General features: G+C 53.3%; 10 protein-coding genes. 7 read left to right on the plus strand and 3 right to left on the minus strand.

Annotation, left to right across the window (positions count from 1 at the left end):
- Positions 1–26: 26 nt before the first annotated feature.
- On the minus strand, positions 27–623 hold the full coding sequence (locus LCM31_RS10815; RefSeq protein ID WP_224870001.1) for a histidine phosphatase family protein: 597 nt from the start codon (positions 621–623) through the stop codon (positions 27–29).
- A gap of 105 nt (positions 624–728) precedes the next feature.
- The gene (locus LCM31_RS10820) at positions 729–2,291 is read right to left on the minus strand and encodes a carboxylesterase/lipase family protein (protein ID WP_224870002.1); all 1,563 of its coding nucleotides are present in this window, start codon (positions 2,289–2,291) and stop codon (positions 729–731) included.
- Between the two features lie 597 nt (positions 2,292–2,888).
- Between LCM31_RS10820 and LCM31_RS10825 the strand changes: the two genes are divergently transcribed.
- The 7 genes from LCM31_RS10825 (at position 2,889) to LCM31_RS10855 (ending at position 15,734) form a co-directional block, all read left to right on the plus strand.
- Positions 2,889–4,280, plus strand: a complete 1,392-nt coding sequence (locus LCM31_RS10825) for an MDR family MFS transporter (protein WP_224870004.1) — start codon at positions 2,889–2,891, stop codon at positions 4,278–4,280.
- Positions 4,281–4,704: 424 nt separating this feature from the next.
- Positions 4,705–7,386: a BapA/Bap/LapF family prefix-like domain-containing protein gene (locus tag LCM31_RS10830; RefSeq protein WP_224870006.1), complete on the plus strand. Its 2,682-nt coding sequence runs from the start codon at positions 4,705–4,707 to the stop codon at positions 7,384–7,386.
- Between the two features lie 270 nt (positions 7,387–7,656).
- Positions 7,657–9,141, plus strand: coding sequence for a TolC family outer membrane protein (locus tag LCM31_RS10835; RefSeq protein WP_224870008.1), 1,485 nt, complete (start codon positions 7,657–7,659; stop codon positions 9,139–9,141).
- Positions 9,138–11,387 (plus strand): type I secretion system permease/ATPase, encoded by a 2,250-nt coding sequence (locus tag LCM31_RS10840; protein ID WP_224870009.1) that lies wholly within the window; start codon positions 9,138–9,140, stop codon positions 11,385–11,387. Before LCM31_RS10835 ends, LCM31_RS10840 begins: the two co-directional genes overlap by 4 nt.
- Positions 11,387–12,676, plus strand: a complete 1,290-nt coding sequence (locus tag LCM31_RS10845; protein ID WP_224870011.1) for an HlyD family type I secretion periplasmic adaptor subunit — start codon at positions 11,387–11,389, stop codon at positions 12,674–12,676. Before LCM31_RS10840 ends, LCM31_RS10845 begins: the two co-directional genes overlap by 1 nt.
- Positions 12,673–13,659 (plus strand): transglutaminase-like domain-containing protein, encoded by a 987-nt coding sequence (locus tag LCM31_RS10850; RefSeq protein WP_224870012.1) that lies wholly within the window; start codon positions 12,673–12,675, stop codon positions 13,657–13,659. Before LCM31_RS10845 ends, LCM31_RS10850 begins: the two co-directional genes overlap by 4 nt.
- A complete protein-coding gene (locus tag LCM31_RS10855; protein WP_224870014.1) occupies positions 13,659–15,734 on the plus strand; it encodes an acylphosphatase in 2,076 nt (691 codons plus the stop codon). The genes LCM31_RS10850 and LCM31_RS10855 overlap by 1 nt, the downstream gene beginning before the upstream one ends.
- Positions 15,735–15,803: 69 nt before the next feature.
- Here the strand turns inward: LCM31_RS10855 and LCM31_RS10860 are convergent, their stop codons facing one another.
- The gene (locus LCM31_RS10860) at positions 15,804–20,615 is read right to left on the minus strand and encodes a CapA family protein (protein WP_224870016.1); all 4,812 of its coding nucleotides are present in this window, start codon (positions 20,613–20,615) and stop codon (positions 15,804–15,806) included.
- Positions 20,616–20,657: the final 42 nt, after the last annotated feature.

Below are 20,657 nucleotides of genomic sequence, written 5' to 3' on the forward strand. Positions count from 1 at the left end.
TCAGCAAAAAGAAACGGCCTGCGCCCTTACTGAATACGGTGGGGCGCGTGTCGTTCTAAGCCTAACTCCACGATGGTGAGTACGTCATTGTCCAGTGACAGGCGAGTTTGTGAGGTGTAATCGGGGCGGAACTGGGCGATTCGAGCGTCCTGCCGAATCTCGGCGATTACGGCATTGATCACCATAAAATGGCAGAACACGAGCGTCGTCTCTACTGGTCCGGAAGTCTGAGCTGGGCGAGATTCGATCGACTTGAGTGCGCTAATGATACCGTTGCGCCACACATGTTGTGCAACCGTCAAATCGTTCCAGTTGGAATTAATAAACGCCTGAATCCAGTCGCCGCGTTGCGCAAGGGAAACCCCCTCGGGTGATGGAATTTCTATCACATCATTGAGCTGTTCAAGAGGCTTTTGCCAGAGGCTGGCTATGGGTTCTGCGGTCTGACGCGCACGTGACTTGGGGCTACTCATTAGTCTTACCCCTTGCCCACCCGGATATAGAACATTCAGATGACCCGCGAGTTGTTGCGCTTGTTGGTGCCCAAGGGCTGTTAACCCGGGGTCGTCATCGGTGGGTGACTTGGCTGCTTCGCCGTGGCGGATCAGGACAATTTCGTGCAAATTCGGCTACTCCAGTCTGCGCTCTGTGGGCAAATTCTACCTGTATTTGATGCTGCTCGCAGTTCCGCCGCACACTGGGCCCCTATCGCGAATGGCGCTCAGCGCTCAGAGGAATCCCCTTAACTGCTGGTCATCCATCCCTTGCCAGAGAGCTTGCAACTCGGCTAAATCAAGGTCGCGCTTGCTATGTTCGCCAAACTGCTGGGTGTGGCCCTCGTCAAATGCGGGCCAATTATCACCCGGATCCCCCGACTCGGCAAAGTTCAGCCAGGCATTTCGCATTGATTCACTGAGGCGGTGTGGTTCGGTTTCCCCCCCATAAAAGTGGGCGAGATTCCCCGCGCCATGGGTGCCAAATACATACCCGAGCTCGGCGGCGTGGCAGGCGCCGAGTAGCGGCTGTGCAATCAAGGGTTGGGTAAAGTGGTAGTGAAAACGTTTCCCCTGATGGGCATTGAGTAGTCGCAACCCGGGCACGGTAAATACCATATCCGTCAGTATTAGGTTCCAGGCCCGACTCCACAGGGGCCAAGGGTCGTCATGCAGCGCTTCTGCGCGGGCGCGGTAATATTCGAGAAGCTTGGCAATCATTGGGTCTGGAATTTGTTGCTGCAAGTGGTCGCGAATTTGCTGTTCATCCAGCGTGTATGTTTCTGGACGCGCGGCGCTAAACAAATTCCACTCATCGCTATTGCTTCCCACCATCATGGGTATGCTGGCCGCCGCAGGGCTTTGTAGCGCATCGGTGGGCGAGTGCAACAGAAATTCGCCGTCTTGCACTGGCTTGAATGGGAGGTGGCCCCACCTGGCATGCATTGCCTGACTACTAATCAGTGAGGCCTGAGCCTGCAGAAGCTCCTCTGTCGATAAGTCGCTCAGGTTGGTCTTTCCTACGCCTGCTGCGAGGGTGTTTAAATACTGTTCCGCCAGACTATTTGCGTTGTCTGTGTGGTGGAAGACGCCGGGATTGCCACTTTGTACGATGGCTTTATGGAACAGCCTACCGCAAAGCGGCTTATCCCCTTGCGGGCATGCAGAGAACAGCGAAGAAATACTCATTGCGCCTGCGGACTCACCAAATAGAGTCACGTTTTCTGGGTCGCCTCCAAATGCAGCAATGTTTCTGTTTACCCACTCCAGCGCCGCTAGCTGATCCATCAACCCTTCATTACCGGTAGCCGGTATATTGCTCAGATCACATAGCCGCAAGAAACCGAGAGCTCCCAAGCGGTAATTTAACGTGACGACGATGGCGCGACCGCTCGAGGCGAGGTATTTACCGTCGTATAGAGTCTGGCAGCTGGAACCGAGATAAAACGACCCGCCGTGGATCCATACCATAACGGGCAATTTGTCATGGCGTGATTCTGCCGGTGCATAGATATTCAGGTAAAGGCAGTCTTCACAGATGGGTTCCTCGCCATTTGGGCCACGAATTTGAAAGAGCTCCGATGGATTCTGGGGTGCGGGCATGCCGTAGCAGGTTGCTTCTCTGAGGTCGCTCCATGGCTCTACTGGTTGTGGAGGCTGCCAGCGTAGTTCTCCTACTGGCGGTATGGCATAGGGGATTCCCTGGAACTGCTTCACCTGTTGGAGCGGATCAAATTTTCCCTGTATGGATCCGCAGGGCGCATCGACCAGTAGAGAGGATTTTCCGAAATTGACCATTGCCGCTATGTCCCGAGCAAAGAGTGACGTTCAATAAAAACAGCGAATTTATGCGCCCAGGCAGGCAATCGTGGACCAAAGGGATTCGGGCGCAGCTGAAATGCCGGGGGTAAGTATAGAAGCTGTCATATATGGAGGGAGTGTGACCAAACTGTTGCCAGGCGAAATCTGACGAAGACGGTTGCAACCAGTTCGTATTCGGATATGATTGAGCGCTTACTGTCTAGATATCTGTGAATCAGAATCTACACTCGTAACAAGTTTATGAATTCAGTTCTCACCAGAGTTTTCTCTATGTCGGTCAATATGAACGCAAGCAGCATGATGTGCTGGCGAAATCGCGAGCTTTTCGCGGGCTTTGCTGTGTCTGCTGTTCTAGCGCGTCTTGTTTGTGCTTGGCCGGCGTTTATGGCGATTTCTGGTGTGCTATGTGCGAAGTCCGTATATGGCGCCTCCTCCCTGATTGTCCGTACCTGGACCATCAAGGTGTGTAAAGCGCATGGCGGCCGCAAGGTACGTAATTTGTTAACCTGACAGTAATATCAAATTGTGCTGGAGGGTTCTTTCAAGGCCCTCCACGGAAAAACCCGGAAGGCCTTGGCCTCCGGGTTTTTTTTTGCCGTCAATTTGGGAGAAATCGGCATGGACAGGCAGTGGTGGCAATCGCTCTATGGCTTACCGCCTTTGATATGGATCGTACTCGTGGGGAGTTTCTTCGGTCGCGGTACCTACTTCATGGTGTGGCCGTTTCTCGCAGTCATGCTGCATCAACAGTTTGCGCTAAGTCCGGGAGAAATCGGCGCTTTGCTCAGCGTTTCGGCGATGTGCGCAGCAATATTGGGTTTTTATACCGGGGCATTGTCTGATCGCTTCGGCAGAAAGCTTCTGCTTCTTAGCGGCACCTTTATCAACGTTATCGCATTTGTATTTCTTGCCTTGGCGGATAGCGTGATGGCATTTGCCGTCGCAATCACCCTGAGTGCAATTGGCCGATCCGTTTGGGAGCCGCCGGCGATGGCGATGTTTGGGGATTTGATTTCAGATACGAAAGCGCGTGAATTGGCAATGCAGTTCCGTTATTTCCTCATTAACGTTGGCAGTGCATTGGGGCCGATCATTGGTGTATGGATAGGGTTAAGCGGGCAGCAAACGACGTTTGGTATCACCGCGTTCAGTTACCTGAGCTTGTTTATCGCATTTGTTGTGGCTTTTCGTATATATGGTTCTGAAAAGGCGTCCAGTCAAGGGGAAACTTCGAGCGGAAAATTTGCGGATACGCTGCGAGTTCTGGCGCAAGACAAAGTATTTTTGATCACGATTCTGGCCAACGTCATTGCGCTCTTCATTTATGCGCACATGGATTCGAGCTTGATACAGTACTTGACCATAAATGACGCGCCAAAAGTCGTTACGCTGATTTCGAGCATGATTCTGATCAATGCGTCGACCATCGTGTGTTTGCAGTTCCCCCTTCTGCGCCTTATGCGAGAGGTGAACGTAAATCAGCGTATTTTTATCGGGATGATGTTGTTGGCCGTAGGGCAGGTATGGTTTGCCTTGAATCCGATCCACTGGTTTTCCGGATGGCTGGGCGCGATATTTTTGATCAGCGTTGCAGAAGCGATTCTGTTCCCAAATATGAGCGTTCAAGTAGATCGAATGGCACCTGCAAATATGCGCGGGAGCTACTTTGGTGCAACGAGTCTGTACGCCTTTGGTTGGTCCAGTGCGCCGCTAGTTGGCGGTTTGGTGATTCAATTTTTCGGTGGGCCAGTGCTTTATTGGATGACGTTTTCTCTCTGTCTGCTGGTCATGTGGATGTATTGGCGTGCAGGCGAACTGATGCGGCAACCTGTGTGGGCGAAGTATCGTAATGATTCAAAAGACGTAACATCGAAAGTCCCTCCACCCGTGTCGTCCGCAGAACAGGTAGGCGGGCAGAACTCTACGGCCAGTGGCAATGGGAGCCCAGCCCAGACTCCTGTGTAACCAAAAACAACATCATAGGAAAACGTGAAGCGGATTCTGCAAAAGGGAGACACTTTTTATACATTGATGTTGGCGGGGCACCTCTTGAAAGATAGCGCGCCAACGTACTGTTGTTGACACATTGTTCCTCTTGCTGGCGTTACTGTTTACGGTGTGACTATTTTGTCCTGGCTAATATGTGAACTGCTTCAAGCTTGTGGAAGTAGAATCATCCAAATTAATTCGTCTAAATGATCGCTGGGTGACTATGGTTTTTTTCTTGTAAATAAACGAGAACTTGAATTCCGAGAATATGTCATCCATACCATTTAATGGCGCAGTCAAAAAGTGATCGATTGGCGCGAGGTATTGCCGCTACGGTGGTGGCTCACACGCGACATGTGTATTTCTATCGCGAGATAGGGGCAAGGAAAAGGTACGCAGGATGCAGACGCAGGTGGTCGATAAGGCAACTGGTACTCTGAGTTCATTTGAATCAGAAAATGTGGTTCTTGATGCTCCGGGTTTTGTGAAACTTCAGCTTCCGCATGACGAAATATTATCGACCTTCAAGGTCGGCGATGACCTAATCATTCAGTTGTTGTCCGGCGAAATTATCACACTGGCGAACTTCTATCTTGCTGATGATGATGACACCCAAAGTGACCTACTTCTGCAAGACCCAGAGTCAGGTGCTGTATTGCTCGCGCAAAAAGGGGCGGATGGCTCAATTTTCGCGTTGACCCAAATTAGCAGTAGCGCAGATCTAGTGGCTACCGCGCCCGCTCAAAGCGCGGTCATTTGTCCTTGGGTAAAGGCTGGCCTCGCCGCTGCAGGTATTCTGATTGTGGCCGAAGCACTGGACGACGACAGCCGGATTAGCCTACCGCCCATTGACAGTGATGCTGACGCTGACAGCGATGCAGATGCCGACGCAGATGCCGATGCCGATGCCGATGCCGATGCCGATGCGGATGCCGACGCAGATGCGGATGCCGATGCGGATGCCGATGCGGATGCCGACGCAGATGCCGACGCAGATGCCGATGCCGACGCGGATGCCGACGCGGATGCCGATGCGGATGCCGACGCGGACGCCGACGCCGATGCGGATGCCGACGCCGACGCCGATGCCGATGCCGATGCCGATGCCGATGCCGATGCTGATGCTGATGCTGATGCTGATGCTGATGCCGATGCCGATGCGGATGCCGATGCGGATGCCGACGCAGATGCCGACGCAGATGCCGATGCCGATGCCGACGCGGATGCTGATGCAGACGCCGATGCAGACGCCGATGCGGATGCCGACGCCGATGCCGACGCCGATGCAGACGCCGATGCCGACGCGGATGCCGACGCAGATGCCGACGCGGACGCCGACGCAGATGCCGATGCCGATACCGACGCGGATGCCGACGCAGATGCCGATGCGGATGCCGACGCCGACGCTGACGCGGATGCAGATGCCGATGCCGACGCCGATGCGGATGCCGACGCCGACGCTGACGCGGATGCCGATGCCGATGCCGACGCCGATGCCGATGCGGATGCCGATGCCGACGCCGACGCCGATGCGGATGCCGATGCGGATGCCGACGCGGATGCCGATGCGGATGCCGACGCGGATGCCGACGCGGATGCCGACGCCGATGCGGATGCCGATGCCGACGCCGATGCAGACGCCGATGCGGATGCCGACGCCGATGCGGATGCCGATGCGGACGCCGATGCCGATGCCGACGCCGATGCCGATGCCGATGCCGATGCCGATGCCGACGCCGATGCCGATGCCGACGCAGATGCCGATGCGGATGCCGACGCGGATGCCGACGCGGATGCCGACGCCGACGCGGATGCCGACGCCGACGCGGATGCGGATGCCGATGCCGACGCCGACGCCGATGCAGACGCCGATGCGGATACCGACGCGGACGCCGACGCCGATGCCGATGCGGACGCCGATGCCGATGCCGACGCCGATGCGGATGCCGACGCCGATGCCGACGCAGATGCCGACGCCGATGCTGACGCAGATGCCGACGCAGATGCCGATGCGGATGCCGACGCAGATGCCGATGCCGACACGGATGCCGACGCGGATGCCGACGCGGATGCAGATGCCGATGCGGATGCAGATGCTGACGCAGACGCAGACGCAGACGCCGACGCAGACGCAGACGCAGACGCCGACGCAGACGCCGACGCCGACGCCGACGCGGACGCAGACGCCGATGCAGACGCAGACGCCGATGCAGACGCGGATGCCGACGCCGATGCCGATGCTGATTGTGACGCCGACGCCGACGCCGACGCCGACGCCGACGCAGATGCCGACGCAGATGCCGACGCAGATGCCGACGCGGATGCCGATGCCGATGCGGACTCCGATCTCGACCACGCCATTGGCTACGTAGCCTTTAGATTGGAAGATGGCAGGGTCATCAAGGTCGAAGGTTTTGAAGGCGAGTTCGCCGAAATCAAAGATCCGGCGTATCCACAGTCACTCTACGATTGCATCGAGGATGAGTACGGGTCTGCGGTAGACCATGACGGGCCGGGAGATCCTTACATCATCAAGGCTGGTAATGGCCACTACGATCCGGATGGTAATGAGACAACTACGGACGGCTGGCCAACGAATATGTCTGGTAACGTCGGTGGCCCTGGTGTCTTTGATGAAATTAATGTGGCCGATCTGTGTGATGACAGCGAATTGTCATTGGACGAATCCGCTGGTGAGTCCCTCCCTGTGGAAATGGTGCAATTCGACGAAACGTTGGGTCACTTGAATCGGGTACCAGACACGGAGGCCAAAGCGCAGCTTAAAGAAGCATTGCAAAACGTGCTTAGCGATATCATTGAGTTAGCTGAGCACATATCTGGGCAGGCGGACGACCAGCATTTCGCGTTGATGCCTGAAAGTGGATCGGAGTATCCGAACTTACAGGATCTTATTAGCGACTATCTGGAAAGTGACTCGATTGAGGGCATGGGATCAAGTGAGGAGCTCGCCGAAGTATTAGGCGGCTTGCTTGCGGATCAAGATGCGCAAGATATTGCGCCAGCTGATACGGAGGATCCGATGAAAGATATGTGGAATCATTCAGGTAATCACGACCTGTAGTGGTCGTTTGTAAGCCACGTTCTACTCTGAAATTACCGGGCCCAGTGCCCGGTATTTTTTTGACCAGTTTTAGGGAAAAAGAGTTTCTCGCTAGGAAATACAGGGTAGGTTTTTTATTGCTTCATATAAAAGCTTTATTTGGCGCCAGTAGCATCATGCGACGCTCTATTGCTGATTTTTTGAACTAAAATTTTTGCGTAAATATCAATAAATATCTCGCCGATAGTTTTAAGGAAAAAACTGGAAGGCGGCATCAAAAAGTGAAATAAAGTGAAGCAGCGATACGGGCTTATCAGGCAATGGATGGCTGAATGTCATGAATGCCGCCATTTTTTGTCTGTCTCATTTTTCCCTATCTACATGGCGGCTGTACTTATAGTAATAGCACGTGGGGAGCCCTCATTTGCCGAACAGCTAGAGGTCATTAGTCCCTCCCAGATTCAAGGGGAAGTTACCAAAGATCAATTTCACTCTGTTAGACCATTAGTCTCCACGTCTTATTCTGGCCACACACCGTTCGAGTTGAATATCACCGATGCAGTCGTTCAGGCAGTCGATTGGCATCCTGGTGTAGGACAGTCCGTGGGTGAATTGCGTCGCCAGCAGCAAAATATTCGCACTGCTCGGGCGGGTTATTTCCCCCAATTGAGTCTTGGTGTGATCGGCGGATATGATTCAGAGACCGATGGCGATGGTGACGGCCATGCGGTCCAGTTGTATGTGTCGCAGGTAATTTACGACTTTGGAAAAATATCTGGGAGTGTGGGTTCCGCCACCGCAAGTGCGCATGCGTCCCAGGCCCGTGTGCTGCTGCAAATCGATACCGTGGCGCGGGATACGGCTCAGGCAGCGTTGGAGGTTCTTCGGTATCAGACCCTAGTACGTTCCGCAGATGCGCAGGTGGAGGGCGTCTCGAGTATCTCCGATCTGGTAAGAATGCGAAACCAGCGGGGTGCCAGTACCCGCTCAGATGTTTTGCAGGCACAGGCTCGCATCGAATCTGCGCGTGCCAACCGTCAGCAAACCCTGGCCCAGCTCAGTCGCTGGCGAGGTGTATTACAGAACCTTGTTGGTGTGCAGGAACCCATCGTATTACAACCGGGCGTGCCGGGTTCCGTTGTGAATGGATGTATGGTTGACCCGCTAAAAGTGAATACCGCACCAAGTGTGCTTGTTGCGGAGGCCGACCGATCCCAGGCCGTGGCCCAGTTAAAGGAAGCCCGTGCTCAATCTTGGCCAACATTGTCATTGGATGGTAGTGTCAACCGCTATCTCGATCAGCAGTATGTCGACTCTAACGCGCTGAATGATCATGAAAGTGCAATCTTTCTAAACCTTTCCATGCCGATCTATCAGGGCGGACGGATATTCGCCAATCGGGATGCTGCTAATTTTGCTATGCGATCAGCAGAGGCTGCAAAGGATGCCGCTCAGCTGAACGTCTCCAGAGATCTCCGAATTGCACAGAGCCAGAGCGTTGGGCTTGAGCGTAGTCTGAGTATTCTCGATACAAGGCTGCGAGCAATTGAAGAGACCCGAGATCTGTACAGGAAGCAATATTCCGCACTGGGAACTCGAACACTTGTTGAGCTGTTGAACTCAGAGGAAGAGGTGCAACAAGCGCGCGTTGAAAGAGCAAACACTCAGTATGACTTGTATCGACTCAATATCGATTGCCTGTACACCGTAGGCGAAATTCGAGAAGCCTTTGCCTTACAGGGGCGCACTATACAGGGAGTGGAAATCCTGCCATGACAGAAATGCAGCAATCGCCAAAGTCACAGACGAATCGCAACCCTGGTCGAGAAAATACCCGTAACAATCTCCTGGACTACCGGCCGTGGATGCGGGCAATTGTAGCCATCGCGAATCACTACCGGCTCGAGTTTTCCACCGAAAATGTGCGTATTTCCGCGCAGTGGGGAAAAGATGCCTCTGTTGAAAACATGGTGCGCAGCATGGCTCGGCAAGCCGGACTGGTCGCGAAGGTCAGTAATTTTAGTGAAGACATGCTTAGCCCCTGGCGTTTGCCAATAGTTGTTCAGTTAACAGGGGGGCAAGTCGGTGTAATCAATGCCGTTGATCGCGATCGAGTACTCTCGGTTTCATTTAGCGGTGATGCCGGTGCTGCCTCACCGATACATGCGGATAAGTTGATAGCGCATATTGCTTCTGCGGTTGTGCTGAGACCAGCGAGTAATGCACCCGACGCCAGAATCGATGATTATATAAATCCGCACGAAAAACATTGGTTTCGGTCGATTATTTTACGGGATCTGAAGCCTTATGGTCATGTAATGCTTGCGACCACTGTGGCGAATGTACTCGCACTAGCGGGCATATTATTTGCCAAGCAGGTCTATGACCGGGTCATCCCTGCGGAATCTACGGCAACCCTGTATGTTCTATTCAGTGGTGTAGTGGTTGCAGTTCTGTTTGATTTTATCATGCGAATTAACCGTGTCCGAGTAACGGATTTGCTGGGTAAACGGGCAGATGTTCGCGTGTCTGATCTTGTATATGGTCACGCTGTACGTCTGCGTAACAATGCCCGTCCGAAGTCTACCGGAGCTTTTATATCGCAAATTCGAGAGCTTGAGCGTGTGCGCGAAATGGTCACCTCGACGACGATACTCGCTATCGCGGACATGCCATTTTTCTTTTTGTTTTTGTTTTTCATGTGGTACCTGGCGGGTGCGCTCGCGCTGGTTCCATTGGCTGCGCTCGTGGCACTCCTAATTCCTGGGCTACTGGCACAGCCTAAACTTGCGCGTCTCGCTGGCGAGTCGATACGTGAATCATCATTGCGAAATGCAATGTTGGTTGAAACGGTCCAGGGAATGGAAGATATCAAGGCGCTACAGGCAGAACAGCGTTTTCAACAACAGTGGAACCACTACAACGCAGTCACGGCCGAATCCAACTTACGCTTGCGTGGGTTGATTGGAAAACTCGTTACCTGGACTCACAACGTCCAGTCCTCGGTGTTCGCCTTGATCGTCCTGTTCGGTGCCCCCATGGTGATGGCCGGTGATATGACCACAGGCTCTCTGGTTGCGGCGTCCATTCTCGGATCTCGGATGATGGCGCCAATGTCTCAAATAACCCAAGTACTGAGTCGCTGGCAGCAGGCGAAGTATGCGCTGAAGGGGTTGGATCACATCATGAAGTTGCCGGTAGACCAGCCAGTGGGAGCGCACCTTGTACATATGGCGTCTATTCAGGGTAATTACCAACTACGCGATGCAGAGTTTCGATATAGCGATCAGGAAGGGCCTGCGGCATTAAAGATTGATGAATTGCAGATCAAGGCGGGCGAAAAAATTGCGGTGCTTGGCAGAAATGGCGCTGGTAAGTCGACACTCTTACAGGCGCTATCAGGCCAGCTGTTGCCGACATCGGGCGCGGTGAGCCTAGAAGGTGCGAGCCTTGAGCACATTGATCCTGCTGATGCTCGTCGCGATATCGGCCTGTTGACCCAGAATGCACAACTTTTCCACGGTACATTGCGAGAGAATGTAGTACTGGGTGCGCCAGATGCTTCTGATAGAGAGGTTTTAGCCGCGCTGGATATGTCCGGTGCGCTGGAGTTCGTGCGCAAGTTTGCCAAGGGCCTCGACCATCTCATCTTAGAGGGAGGGCTTGGGTTATCCGGTGGGCAGCGTCAATCCTTGCTCCTGGCCCGATTATTTATCCGTAGTCCTCAGGTCATTTTGCTGGATGAACCCACCGCGTCGCTGGATGACCTTACCGAAAAACGATTCATCGAAAAGCTCCAGCGTTGGGGGGACGGTCGTACGCTGATTCTAGCCACGCACCGGAGCAGTACCCTGCAGTTGGTCGATCGAATTCTGGTCGTTGAAAATGGACGGTTGATTATTGATGCGCCGAAGCAAGTCGCATTGGAACAGCTCGCTCAGGCAAGTGCGAAAGCAGGGCCGACTAGTAAAGGTGCACATCGGGGCGGCGAAGTAAAAGACGCGGATGAAAGAGTAAGCTAATGCCTAGTAAAAGCCAGCAAAATAGTGCGTCTGAATCTCCTCCGGAATCCGCGATTAGTCAGCCCGATCCACATACTGAACATTACAATGTGGCAATACTCGAGGCCGATTTCCACACTGCTGGCTGCCATCATAATGAAGAGGCGGATGACGTACGGCTATCTAAGTCCGGACGCATTATCTGGGTATTTTTCTTACTCATAATTTTTCTGATCGTCTGGTCATACTTTGCCAGGGTAGACGAGGTGTCAAGGGGGAGCGGAAAGGTAATTCCTACTTCCAGAGCGCAGGTGATTCAATCTCTGGAGGGGGGGATACTGGCGCGCTTGAACGTGATCGAAGGGGACATTGTCGAGCGTGGAGAAGTACTTGCGCAATTAGACCCGACCAAAATCCGCTCAAATGTCCAGGAAAGTGAAGCGCGCTTCCGGGCCGCTTTGGCCAGCGAAGCTCGCCTGAGCGCAGAGGTTAATGGCGCGGAGCTTGCGTTTCCCGCTGTGCTTGACGAGTATGAAGAGTTGCTCGTCAAGGAGCGAAAGTTATACCACACGCGCCAGAGAAGCCTGAATGATTCACTGAGCAGCCTAGGGGAGTCGCGAGATCTGGTGAAACGTGAGTTGTCGATTACTCGCTCTCTGGTGGAGTCAGGTGCGGCAAGCAATGTTGAAGTATTGCGTCTCAGTCGTCAGAAGTCTGAGTTAGATCTCAAGATAAAAGATGTACGCTCGGAATATATGGTGCGTGCGCGCGAAGAGCTTGCATCGGTGAGCGCTGAGGTTGAGGCACTGCGCTCGGTAATTGAGGGGCGTGCAGACTCGCTCACACGATTGACGCTGAAGTCGCCGGTAAGAGGCATCGTCAAGGATATCGAAATCACCACCATAGGCGGCGTCTTGCCGCCGAGCGGTCGTCTGATGGAGATAGTACCTTTGGATGATCGGTTGCTGGTGGAAGCAAAAATTTCACCGAGGGACATCGCCTTTATCCATCCTGGCCAAGATGCGAAGGTTAAAATCACAGCGTATGACTACTCTGTCTATGGCGGTCTCGACGGCAAAGTGACCACCATCTCTCCCGATACCATTCAGGATGAAGCCCAGCCGGGCGAGTACTTCTATCGTGTTTTGATACTTACAAACGACGATGCGCTAGTGAATAGATCGGGCAAGGAATTCCCGATAGTGCCAGGTATGGTCGCTACGGTAGATGTACGCACCGGATCAAAAACCGTGTTCGACTACCTTGTAAAACCCTTCAATCAAGCGGGCGAGGCGCTGCGCGAAAGGTGATCAAGCAGTCTCTGAATTTACAGAGGGTCGGCGCGCTCGCAACTCTATTGATAACGGTTGCCCTTCTCATGGTTAGTTCTACCGCTAAAGCCAGCGATTCGGCAATCGCTGAAATCAGCGTAAAAACCTATACTCTCGTCGCAGAAATAACCGTCCGTAATCACACGGATCAGCCTATTCAAGGTTATATCCATCGTATAGCTATTCCTGTCGACGACCACATGCAACAGCATGTTCTAGCGGTTCGCCCGGACAGCGTGGCACGAGTTGAGCGAAAGGAGTTTGACCATGATGCCGGTGAATACCTCGAGCTGGAGTGGGATATTTTTGCGAACGAGGAATCCATCAAGCGGGTCTACTTCGATATCCTGGTCGATAGTTACCAAATTCCCGTAGATGAAGTCGAACGGTCACCTAGCACACTGTATAGCGTGCCTGATAAGAGTTATCTCGAGCCTTCAAAATACATAGAGTCGGAAGCGAGTGAGATTGTACGCCTTGCTCGACATATCGAACGTAGCTATTCCGACCCGGAAGCCAGACTACGAGCCGCTTATTTAACACCACAGCAGCTGATTGAATATCGTCGACAACCCACCCGTGGGGCTCTGTATGCGGTGACTGCGCGGCAGGGGGACTGTACGGAGTTCTCCGCACTATTTGTGGCGCTAGCACGAGCGCTTGGCTATCCGGCAAGGATGACGTCAGAATTTCTATTTACCGAAAAGCGTGCGTTTTCTCAGCCGAATCATCATGCGGCCGAAGTGTATTTGAATAACCGCTGGATACCGGTAGATGCAAACCTGGCTTTGGATCCCAGTTTTGGATATGGATTTGGGGAAGGCCAAAACCGCAAGATTGTGCTAAACCGAAACTCTGTATGGGTTTGGTCAAATTTGTTTCCACGTGGTGTGAGTAAGCGTCGAGGTAACGTCGATGTGAGTATGCACTGGCGTATTTTAGACGGTCAAGGAGTTGACTAATGCACGATGCCATCGAAAGTTCAGGGGCAACGGTCAGTGATGACGAATCCGGCCTGGCAGCCGAAGAGAATTCTGTAAGTGTGCCCAACGATCACGTGCAAACAACATTGCCCGTGGAAAAAGTCATTCGGGAGTCTGGGCCAAATGATTTTTCCGCGTCCAAGTTTTTGCAAAGTCAGGATGATGTCGGTATACAGCTATTATGTAACGCGGCGGCGGCGCTTGATCTGGATGTCCAGTATCGCGGCAATCTCATCTTCGAAGTGTTTGGCGAACATCGCCGGTTTGTATTTCGTCAAAATTCACCAGAGAATTCGGCTGTCTATGCGTATTGTGCGCGAGAGAAGCATATTGCCAAACAAATTATGGCGATGCAGGGCGTGCCGGTTCCCCCTGGCAACCTATTCGGCGACTATGAATCGGCGCTTGAGTTTTTCAAACAGTCTGGAGTGATGGTCACAGTGAAGCCGGCCGATGGCGCCGCAGGCCATGGCGTCACAAGCCGGGTTTCGACGGAGTCAGAATTCTCCAAGGCGTGGGGTGTTGCCATAAATGAAAGCCGTGAAGTCATCGTCGAGCAGAATATTTTTGGGGAATATATACGTATCCTTGTGGTAGCTGGCAAGGCGGAAGCTGCCTATGTCCGCGTGCCGGCGAGTGTAATTGGCGATGGACAAAACTCGATCCGCGAACTTGTTGCTGAAAAGAATGCGGTCAGGAAGCGTAATCCTAGTCTTAGAATCGATCCAATAACCCGGTTTGATCTGTTGGAGCGCTGTGGCCTTTCGCTTGACTACGTTCCCGAAGACGGCGAGGCGGTACAGCTCACGAGCGTGGCTAATGCGTCAGCCGGTGCGGAAACCGTGCAGATTTTTGATTATCTGGATCGTGAGGTTCTGGAAATTGCGGAACGCGCAGCTAAATGCTTTCCCGGTCTATTGCTGATTGGCGTTGATCTCATTTATCTCTCCCCAGAGCAGTGGCGGGAAGGCCTGCCTCGTGGGTACATCATTGAGGTGAATTCAAATCCGGCTATATCGGATGCGGTATTTCCGAGTTATGGTCGGCCAATCGATGTACCGGATAAGCTCATTTCCCATATGTTCTCCGAAGCCTATAGGCCATTATCTCGGTCTTCCCCAACCGGTGGTATAGCGCTTGCGGAGTCCTATGGTTACGAACGTTATGACAGAATCTTTGGTAAAGGGAGCGCGCGGCAAATTGCGTTGATAAAGCAGGCGGCGTATGGACTAAATCTAAGGGTTGAGCAGGTTGCAGACGGTCTTTTTCGTCTTGTTGGGTACAATAGTAGCTGTCTGTTTCATCACAGCACACCCGATAAATTGCGCATGATCTCCTGTAAGATTACTCGCAACAGTGAATGGATGGCGTCGCTATTACCGTCAAACACTGAGGGTCCGACAAAGGATGACTCAACACTCAAACATTATCGTCTATTGATTGTGGGAGGTAAGCTGGTTTCTGCCCTGCAGATTCAGTCAAAGCCGGGGCGGTCAGGGGTTGTGCGCAGGGAGGTAGGGGATCTGGTTCACCCCAGTATACAAGTAGTTCTACAGCAGACTTTAGCGTCCCTCTTCGATCCTCCTTTGGTCGGCATCGATTTTGACGCGGAGGACCTGAGCAGTGATCTTTCCTGCCAGCCTTGGAAAGTTAAAGACGCGGTTTGTAATCCAAACCTTTTCTGGCACCACTTTCCGTCTGCGGGGGCAGGGCGCAATGTAGCTCGAGCGCTGGTTGCTTCTGTATTTGATGATCTGAACTGCTCTTCGGTACCGAAAACGTGCGAGCGTTTTGTCATCCGTGGTGATGTACAGGGGGTTGGATTTCGGCGCTGGCTGAAATTGATTGCTATTTTGCATTCGGTAAAGGGATGGGTTAGAAAGCAGCGAGTAGAGGGGGTACCTATTTTGGAAGTGGTAGTGGAAGGTACGCCAGAAGCAATCAGGCGTCTGTACTCTTTGTGCCATCGCGGTCCGAATTCTGCGCGGGTAGAGTCGGTTGACCGGTCAGTACAGTCTTGCTCCGGGAGATCTGAGTTCTCGGTTATCGGTTAAGTTAGGCTATAGGTGATCGTCTGAGTGGTATGTAGTTATCGCTTAGAAAAATTGTGAGTATGCGTCGTATCAGGCGAGTTCTTGTTTTTCGATAAATTCGTTGAGCAAGGTAGCGACGCTTCCAAAATCGGAGTCTCTCCGCGATCCTTTTATCAGAAGTAGGTCATCTGGCCGGACTGCACTCGCCAGGTATCGAGCCATGTCTTTAGCTTTGGAAAAATGCGGGCCCAGTATGTCCTCTGGCAACACATCACGTAGGTAGTGCATTTCTTCTCCATGGGTTATCACCTGTACGGCGCCACTCGCAAGTAATGGCTGCGCCAGACTACGGTGCAATGTGGCGGCCTGTTCGCCAAGGTCCACGATACGCCCTAGTGCCGCTATTTTTCGTCCATCGTTCGGTACGCGCACCTCTGCGAGCACAGAAAAGGCGTTTAGCATCGAGCTGATGGTGGCATTCCAACTGTCATCGATGAGTTGTGCAGTTCCGTCGGCGAGGGCGAGTTCAGCTTGGCTCAGGTGCGCATCATCAAGGGCAAGATTCTCCAGTGAGCGTGCAGCCTTATCCATTGATCGCCCCAGTGCATAGACGGCGCATAGTGCAGCTACTGCGTTTTGGACCATTCCCATGCTCGGGGCAGGCACATATATCTTTTGCACTGTGCGGTGTATTTTCAGAGTGACATGGCTTCCTTTACTATCGGCGTCGATTCCCATGATTCGCACCTCTGCATTCTCGCTGGTACCGAATACGATGACTCGTTTCGCATGTTGTTTGGCTTTTGCCAATACATAGTCAAAGTGCAGTAACTGCTCATTTACAATGGCGATTGAGCGCCCAACAAGGCCTTCAAAAATGCGCGACTTCCAGCGCGCGGTATCCTTGGTGCTTTTCACCCGGCTGCTGGTTTGCGATATACCGATCCCGGTTATAAGCGCAATAGTTGGGCATATACGCCGGGTGATTGGACCTGATCGCATCCACAGCGCGCTTTGTGCAACTTCCATAATGGCAACATCGCGATCGCTACTGAGACTGGCCAGCATACTCGGTGCCCCTACACGGGAATTGTAATTGCCAAGGCTCGCGAGCACGGTCTCCGGCGTGCCCAGCATGTTTGCAAGCATTTTTAGGGTTGAGGATTTCCCTGCGGTGCCGGTAATGGCGATCACATCGCCACGGAACCGGTTTCTCGCCGCAAGCCCAAGTTCGATAATTGCCTGTATTGGGTCTTTTACTTGCAAAACGGGAAGGTTCGTCGGTAATCCACTGACTGGCCGCTCGACGATGACACCTCCCAATAGATTTCCGGCGGTTTTTGCGATATCGGGCAGCCTGTTATGCAAATCCCAGTTCGTATACTTGGTTCGCGAGCTACGTTCGTGGTACGCGCGATCACTGCTCTTGTGTGCGACAAAGAGTACGGGGTTTAGGGACTGTTCTATAAAGCTGCGCCCTGAAACAACACTGCGGACAAACCATCCAGCTGGCGGTGGCACCAGCCATTCTCCTTTGGTAATTTCGGTTAACTGTTGTGCGTTCCAGGTTTGGCCGGGGGTTTCACGGTAGGTACATGCAGGGAATGTGTTGCGATAGTGCGGCGGCTCTCGTCCGTCGGCAGACGCCGCTTGTCTGGTACGCCCTTTGAGCTTTAACGAAATGCTGCTGTCAGGCACCGGTACGGGACGAATATGGGTGTTCGGGCCGATCAGGCCGATTTCCAGACGCAGGTCAACATTGCGGAGTTGCCTGGGTGCCGGTGGGCGTAGGCCATAGTAATCTCGGTAGATCATGCCCGGTTTCCAGCGGCTGGTCGGGAGTTGCCAGTCGCACGGATCGTGATCCATGGATTTCCCCCAGCAGGGCATATCTGTTTCCCGAATGGGCACCGCGCGGATGTCTAGACGGATATTCTCGTTGAGCTGTGTTGCCCGATCCGGGTTCAAAGTCCAGAAGGTCTCAACATACAGTAGCTGCCTGTGCTCAATATTCTTTGGCGTGTAGCGCAGGCCAATGAGCTGCAACGGCCCAAATTCCATCGGCGGGATTATCGCATTGGAAGGTACTTCCCTGGCGGCCCAGTGGGGCGAGATCGGGCGCTGGATTTTCTGGAGCGCAACTGGGTTTAATGCTGCTTTGCGCGCGGGCGGCAAAGCTGGATAGTCCCGCTGTGGTGGGTTAAGTGTAATCTCACCCGAACCATCTTCTAGTGGCTGTAACGCGGTACCCATGTTTATACACAGATCAGCGAATCGGCGGGTTGCCGCCACAGCGTCGTTTCCTGTGCGCTGGTGACTGAAACCGAACCCGGATCCCACCGGGAAAAACCGTACCTTCTCAACCCCTTTATGGCTCAGAGACAACTGAAAGACGCCGCTATCTTTCAGGGATTTACGCACTGCATCGAATAGCAGGTCGCCAGCGTCGTGGATAATCGGGCGATTTTTATAGATTTCGATACCTTGCAGGACATGCGCGCTGGTGCCGAGTATTCCGTCGGCGCCAGCATCAATGATGTGGTGGCCTACTGCATACTCTTCTGCCCGGGGCTCGGCTTCCAGGTTGCCGCCCCAATGTACCGCGACCAGTACCACCTGCGCGTGTTGGCGCGCGCGAAGGATATGTGGCTTTAGCAACTGCGCCCAGGCACTTGGGTTATCCAGCGGCAGATAGGCACTACCGGGTTGTTTTGGGCCGGCGGCGAAGGATTGTTGAGTCGCGTCCAGGGAGAAAATAGCAACATTGAGGTCTTCCAGTGGCAGGATAATCGGCCGCAACGCTGCTTCGAGATTAACTCCGGTACCTGTGTGAGCGATGCCCACGCTGTCTAACCAAAATCCCTGCTCCAGTAATGCCTGTGTGCCATAGTCACCGCTGTGATTATTTGCGGTAGTGACAGCATCGATATTGGCGCGGCACAGCAACTGTAGCATTTCGGGCCGCGCGCGGTAGTAGTAGGGGGCACCCTCAGCTTTGTCGATGCCCTGTTCACCGGTGGTGGCGACGACACATTCTAGGTTAATCACACTTAAATCCGCAGTGGATAGCGCCGGGATGCGCCCGAGTACTTCTTCTTCGCCAAGTGCCTGTGTGCGGTAGTGCTGTCTGCGCGAGAGATTTACATCGCCGGCCCAGGCAAGTATGGGTAGCGTGCTGACACCGGGAAGGACAAGTTTCTGCAGTTGCGGTGCTGGGTAATATTCCTGTGGGCAGCCGCCATCGCGCAAGTATTTCGTGAATGCGACAAAACCCGAAAGGTAGTGCTCGACGTCGTCAATACGCACGCGAAATGCATGGTGACGAATATAAAAGCTACCGACGATTTTTTCTGGGTTCTGGAAGAACATGGCATATTCCGGCCAGAAATAACCATTTAATAGGTACATGGCTCGGGTATGCAGGGCGAAGTAGAATTTCTTCAGGTCCAGTTGATTCAGTAGATACGAGAACTCTTTTTCCTGGCGCAGGCGGGTGACCATCCGCTCCGCAGCCATCATCAACTCAAGCAGAGTGGGAAATGTGGTGATGCGCTCAATAATAAAATCCAGATGCCCAATCACATTTTGTATGCCGAACTGATAGTAGCGAGCCTCTGGACGATACAGGGTGAGCTCATTGACGCAGTAGCTCAGCCAGTGATCGTGGGCTTGCCAGTGGTTGTTCGCAATAAAGTACTCGAAGGCTTTCTCAACAATACTCAACCAGCGCGTATCCTTGGTCAGTCCGTATAGGCGCATGAGACCAAAGGCGGCTTCTCCGTCGTAATAAATGATACGGAAAGCTTCTTTGATGGAGAGACTCGGGTATTGCAATACATGCACGAACTTGCCGGTCTCCGCATCCTGCATGAAGTGGATGCCCCGGGCGAGCTGTTCCAGCAAGTCGCTGTACTTTGTCCGGACTTCACTGCTTCTACTTAACTCGATGTATTTGACCAGGGCGAGTATACATACCGCATTTCCGCCGAGTTTAATCTCACCGTTGGCTTCCACGAGAAATGCGGCTTTTTCGCCTGTGGGAAGCTGTGCTTGTTTAATGAGTTTTTCGGTCAGGCATTTGAGCGCACGATCAATGGCTTGCTTGGTTTTTTCGTCGCGCGTCACCTCCCAGCCTTCGGTCATGGCATAGGTAGAACTGGCGTGGCGGAGAGTGTTGTAGGTGCCGATTGGGCGGTCAAAGCAACAGTGCCAACCGTATTCGAAACGACCATTTTTCAGCACCTGTGAGGCCAGATAACGGCTGCTGGTTTGAATGACGTGCTCGGTAGTGGCTTGGTCCAGTTCGTCGATTATCCTCCGGCCAGCATTACGACCGGGGCCATAGAGCCGCTGGGGAGGGGAACTCTTTTCGACAAATAGCCCTTCGGTGTGCAGGCGGGTAACGGGGACTTCGTCATCGAAGTTCAGGGGCGTATTAGGTCCAAAGCGTATGTCGGTGTAGGCGCGAAATTTACTGTGGTTGACCACGGCGTGTGCGACTTTATTGCCGCCGTACAACATGGCGTTACCATTTAGTTCTTGTTCGAGGAAGGCAACCTTCCAGTCTGCGTCAAGCGCCAGTCCATAGCGGAAGTAACCGCGTTTGGTGTTCTTGAACTCTCTATGTAGCGAACCCCAGTCCATGTACTCTGCATCGGTCACCCAGTCGATGCGCAGCCAGCGTCCATCCATTTTTGCACTGGCAAGCTGCTTGCGTGACTGCGCGGCGAGCTTGAGCCAGAGAGTATTTAGATCGTTGCCGCGCGCGTGGCAGACTCTGGCGCGCTTGCTGCCATCGCTCACGGAAAAGAACAGGGTGTAGGGTGGTTGCAGATGCTTTAGTGCTTGCTCGACACTTGGCCGTGCGCGCGCGAGTAAGTCTGAGAGGATGGACGTCGCCATGTACAGAGCCTTTCCTGTCGTTCGTTATTCTAACGGACAGGG

Source organism: Microbulbifer agarilyticus, from assembly GCF_020171345.1.
GTDB lineage: Bacteria > Pseudomonadota > Gammaproteobacteria > Pseudomonadales > Cellvibrionaceae > Microbulbifer > Microbulbifer agarilyticus_D.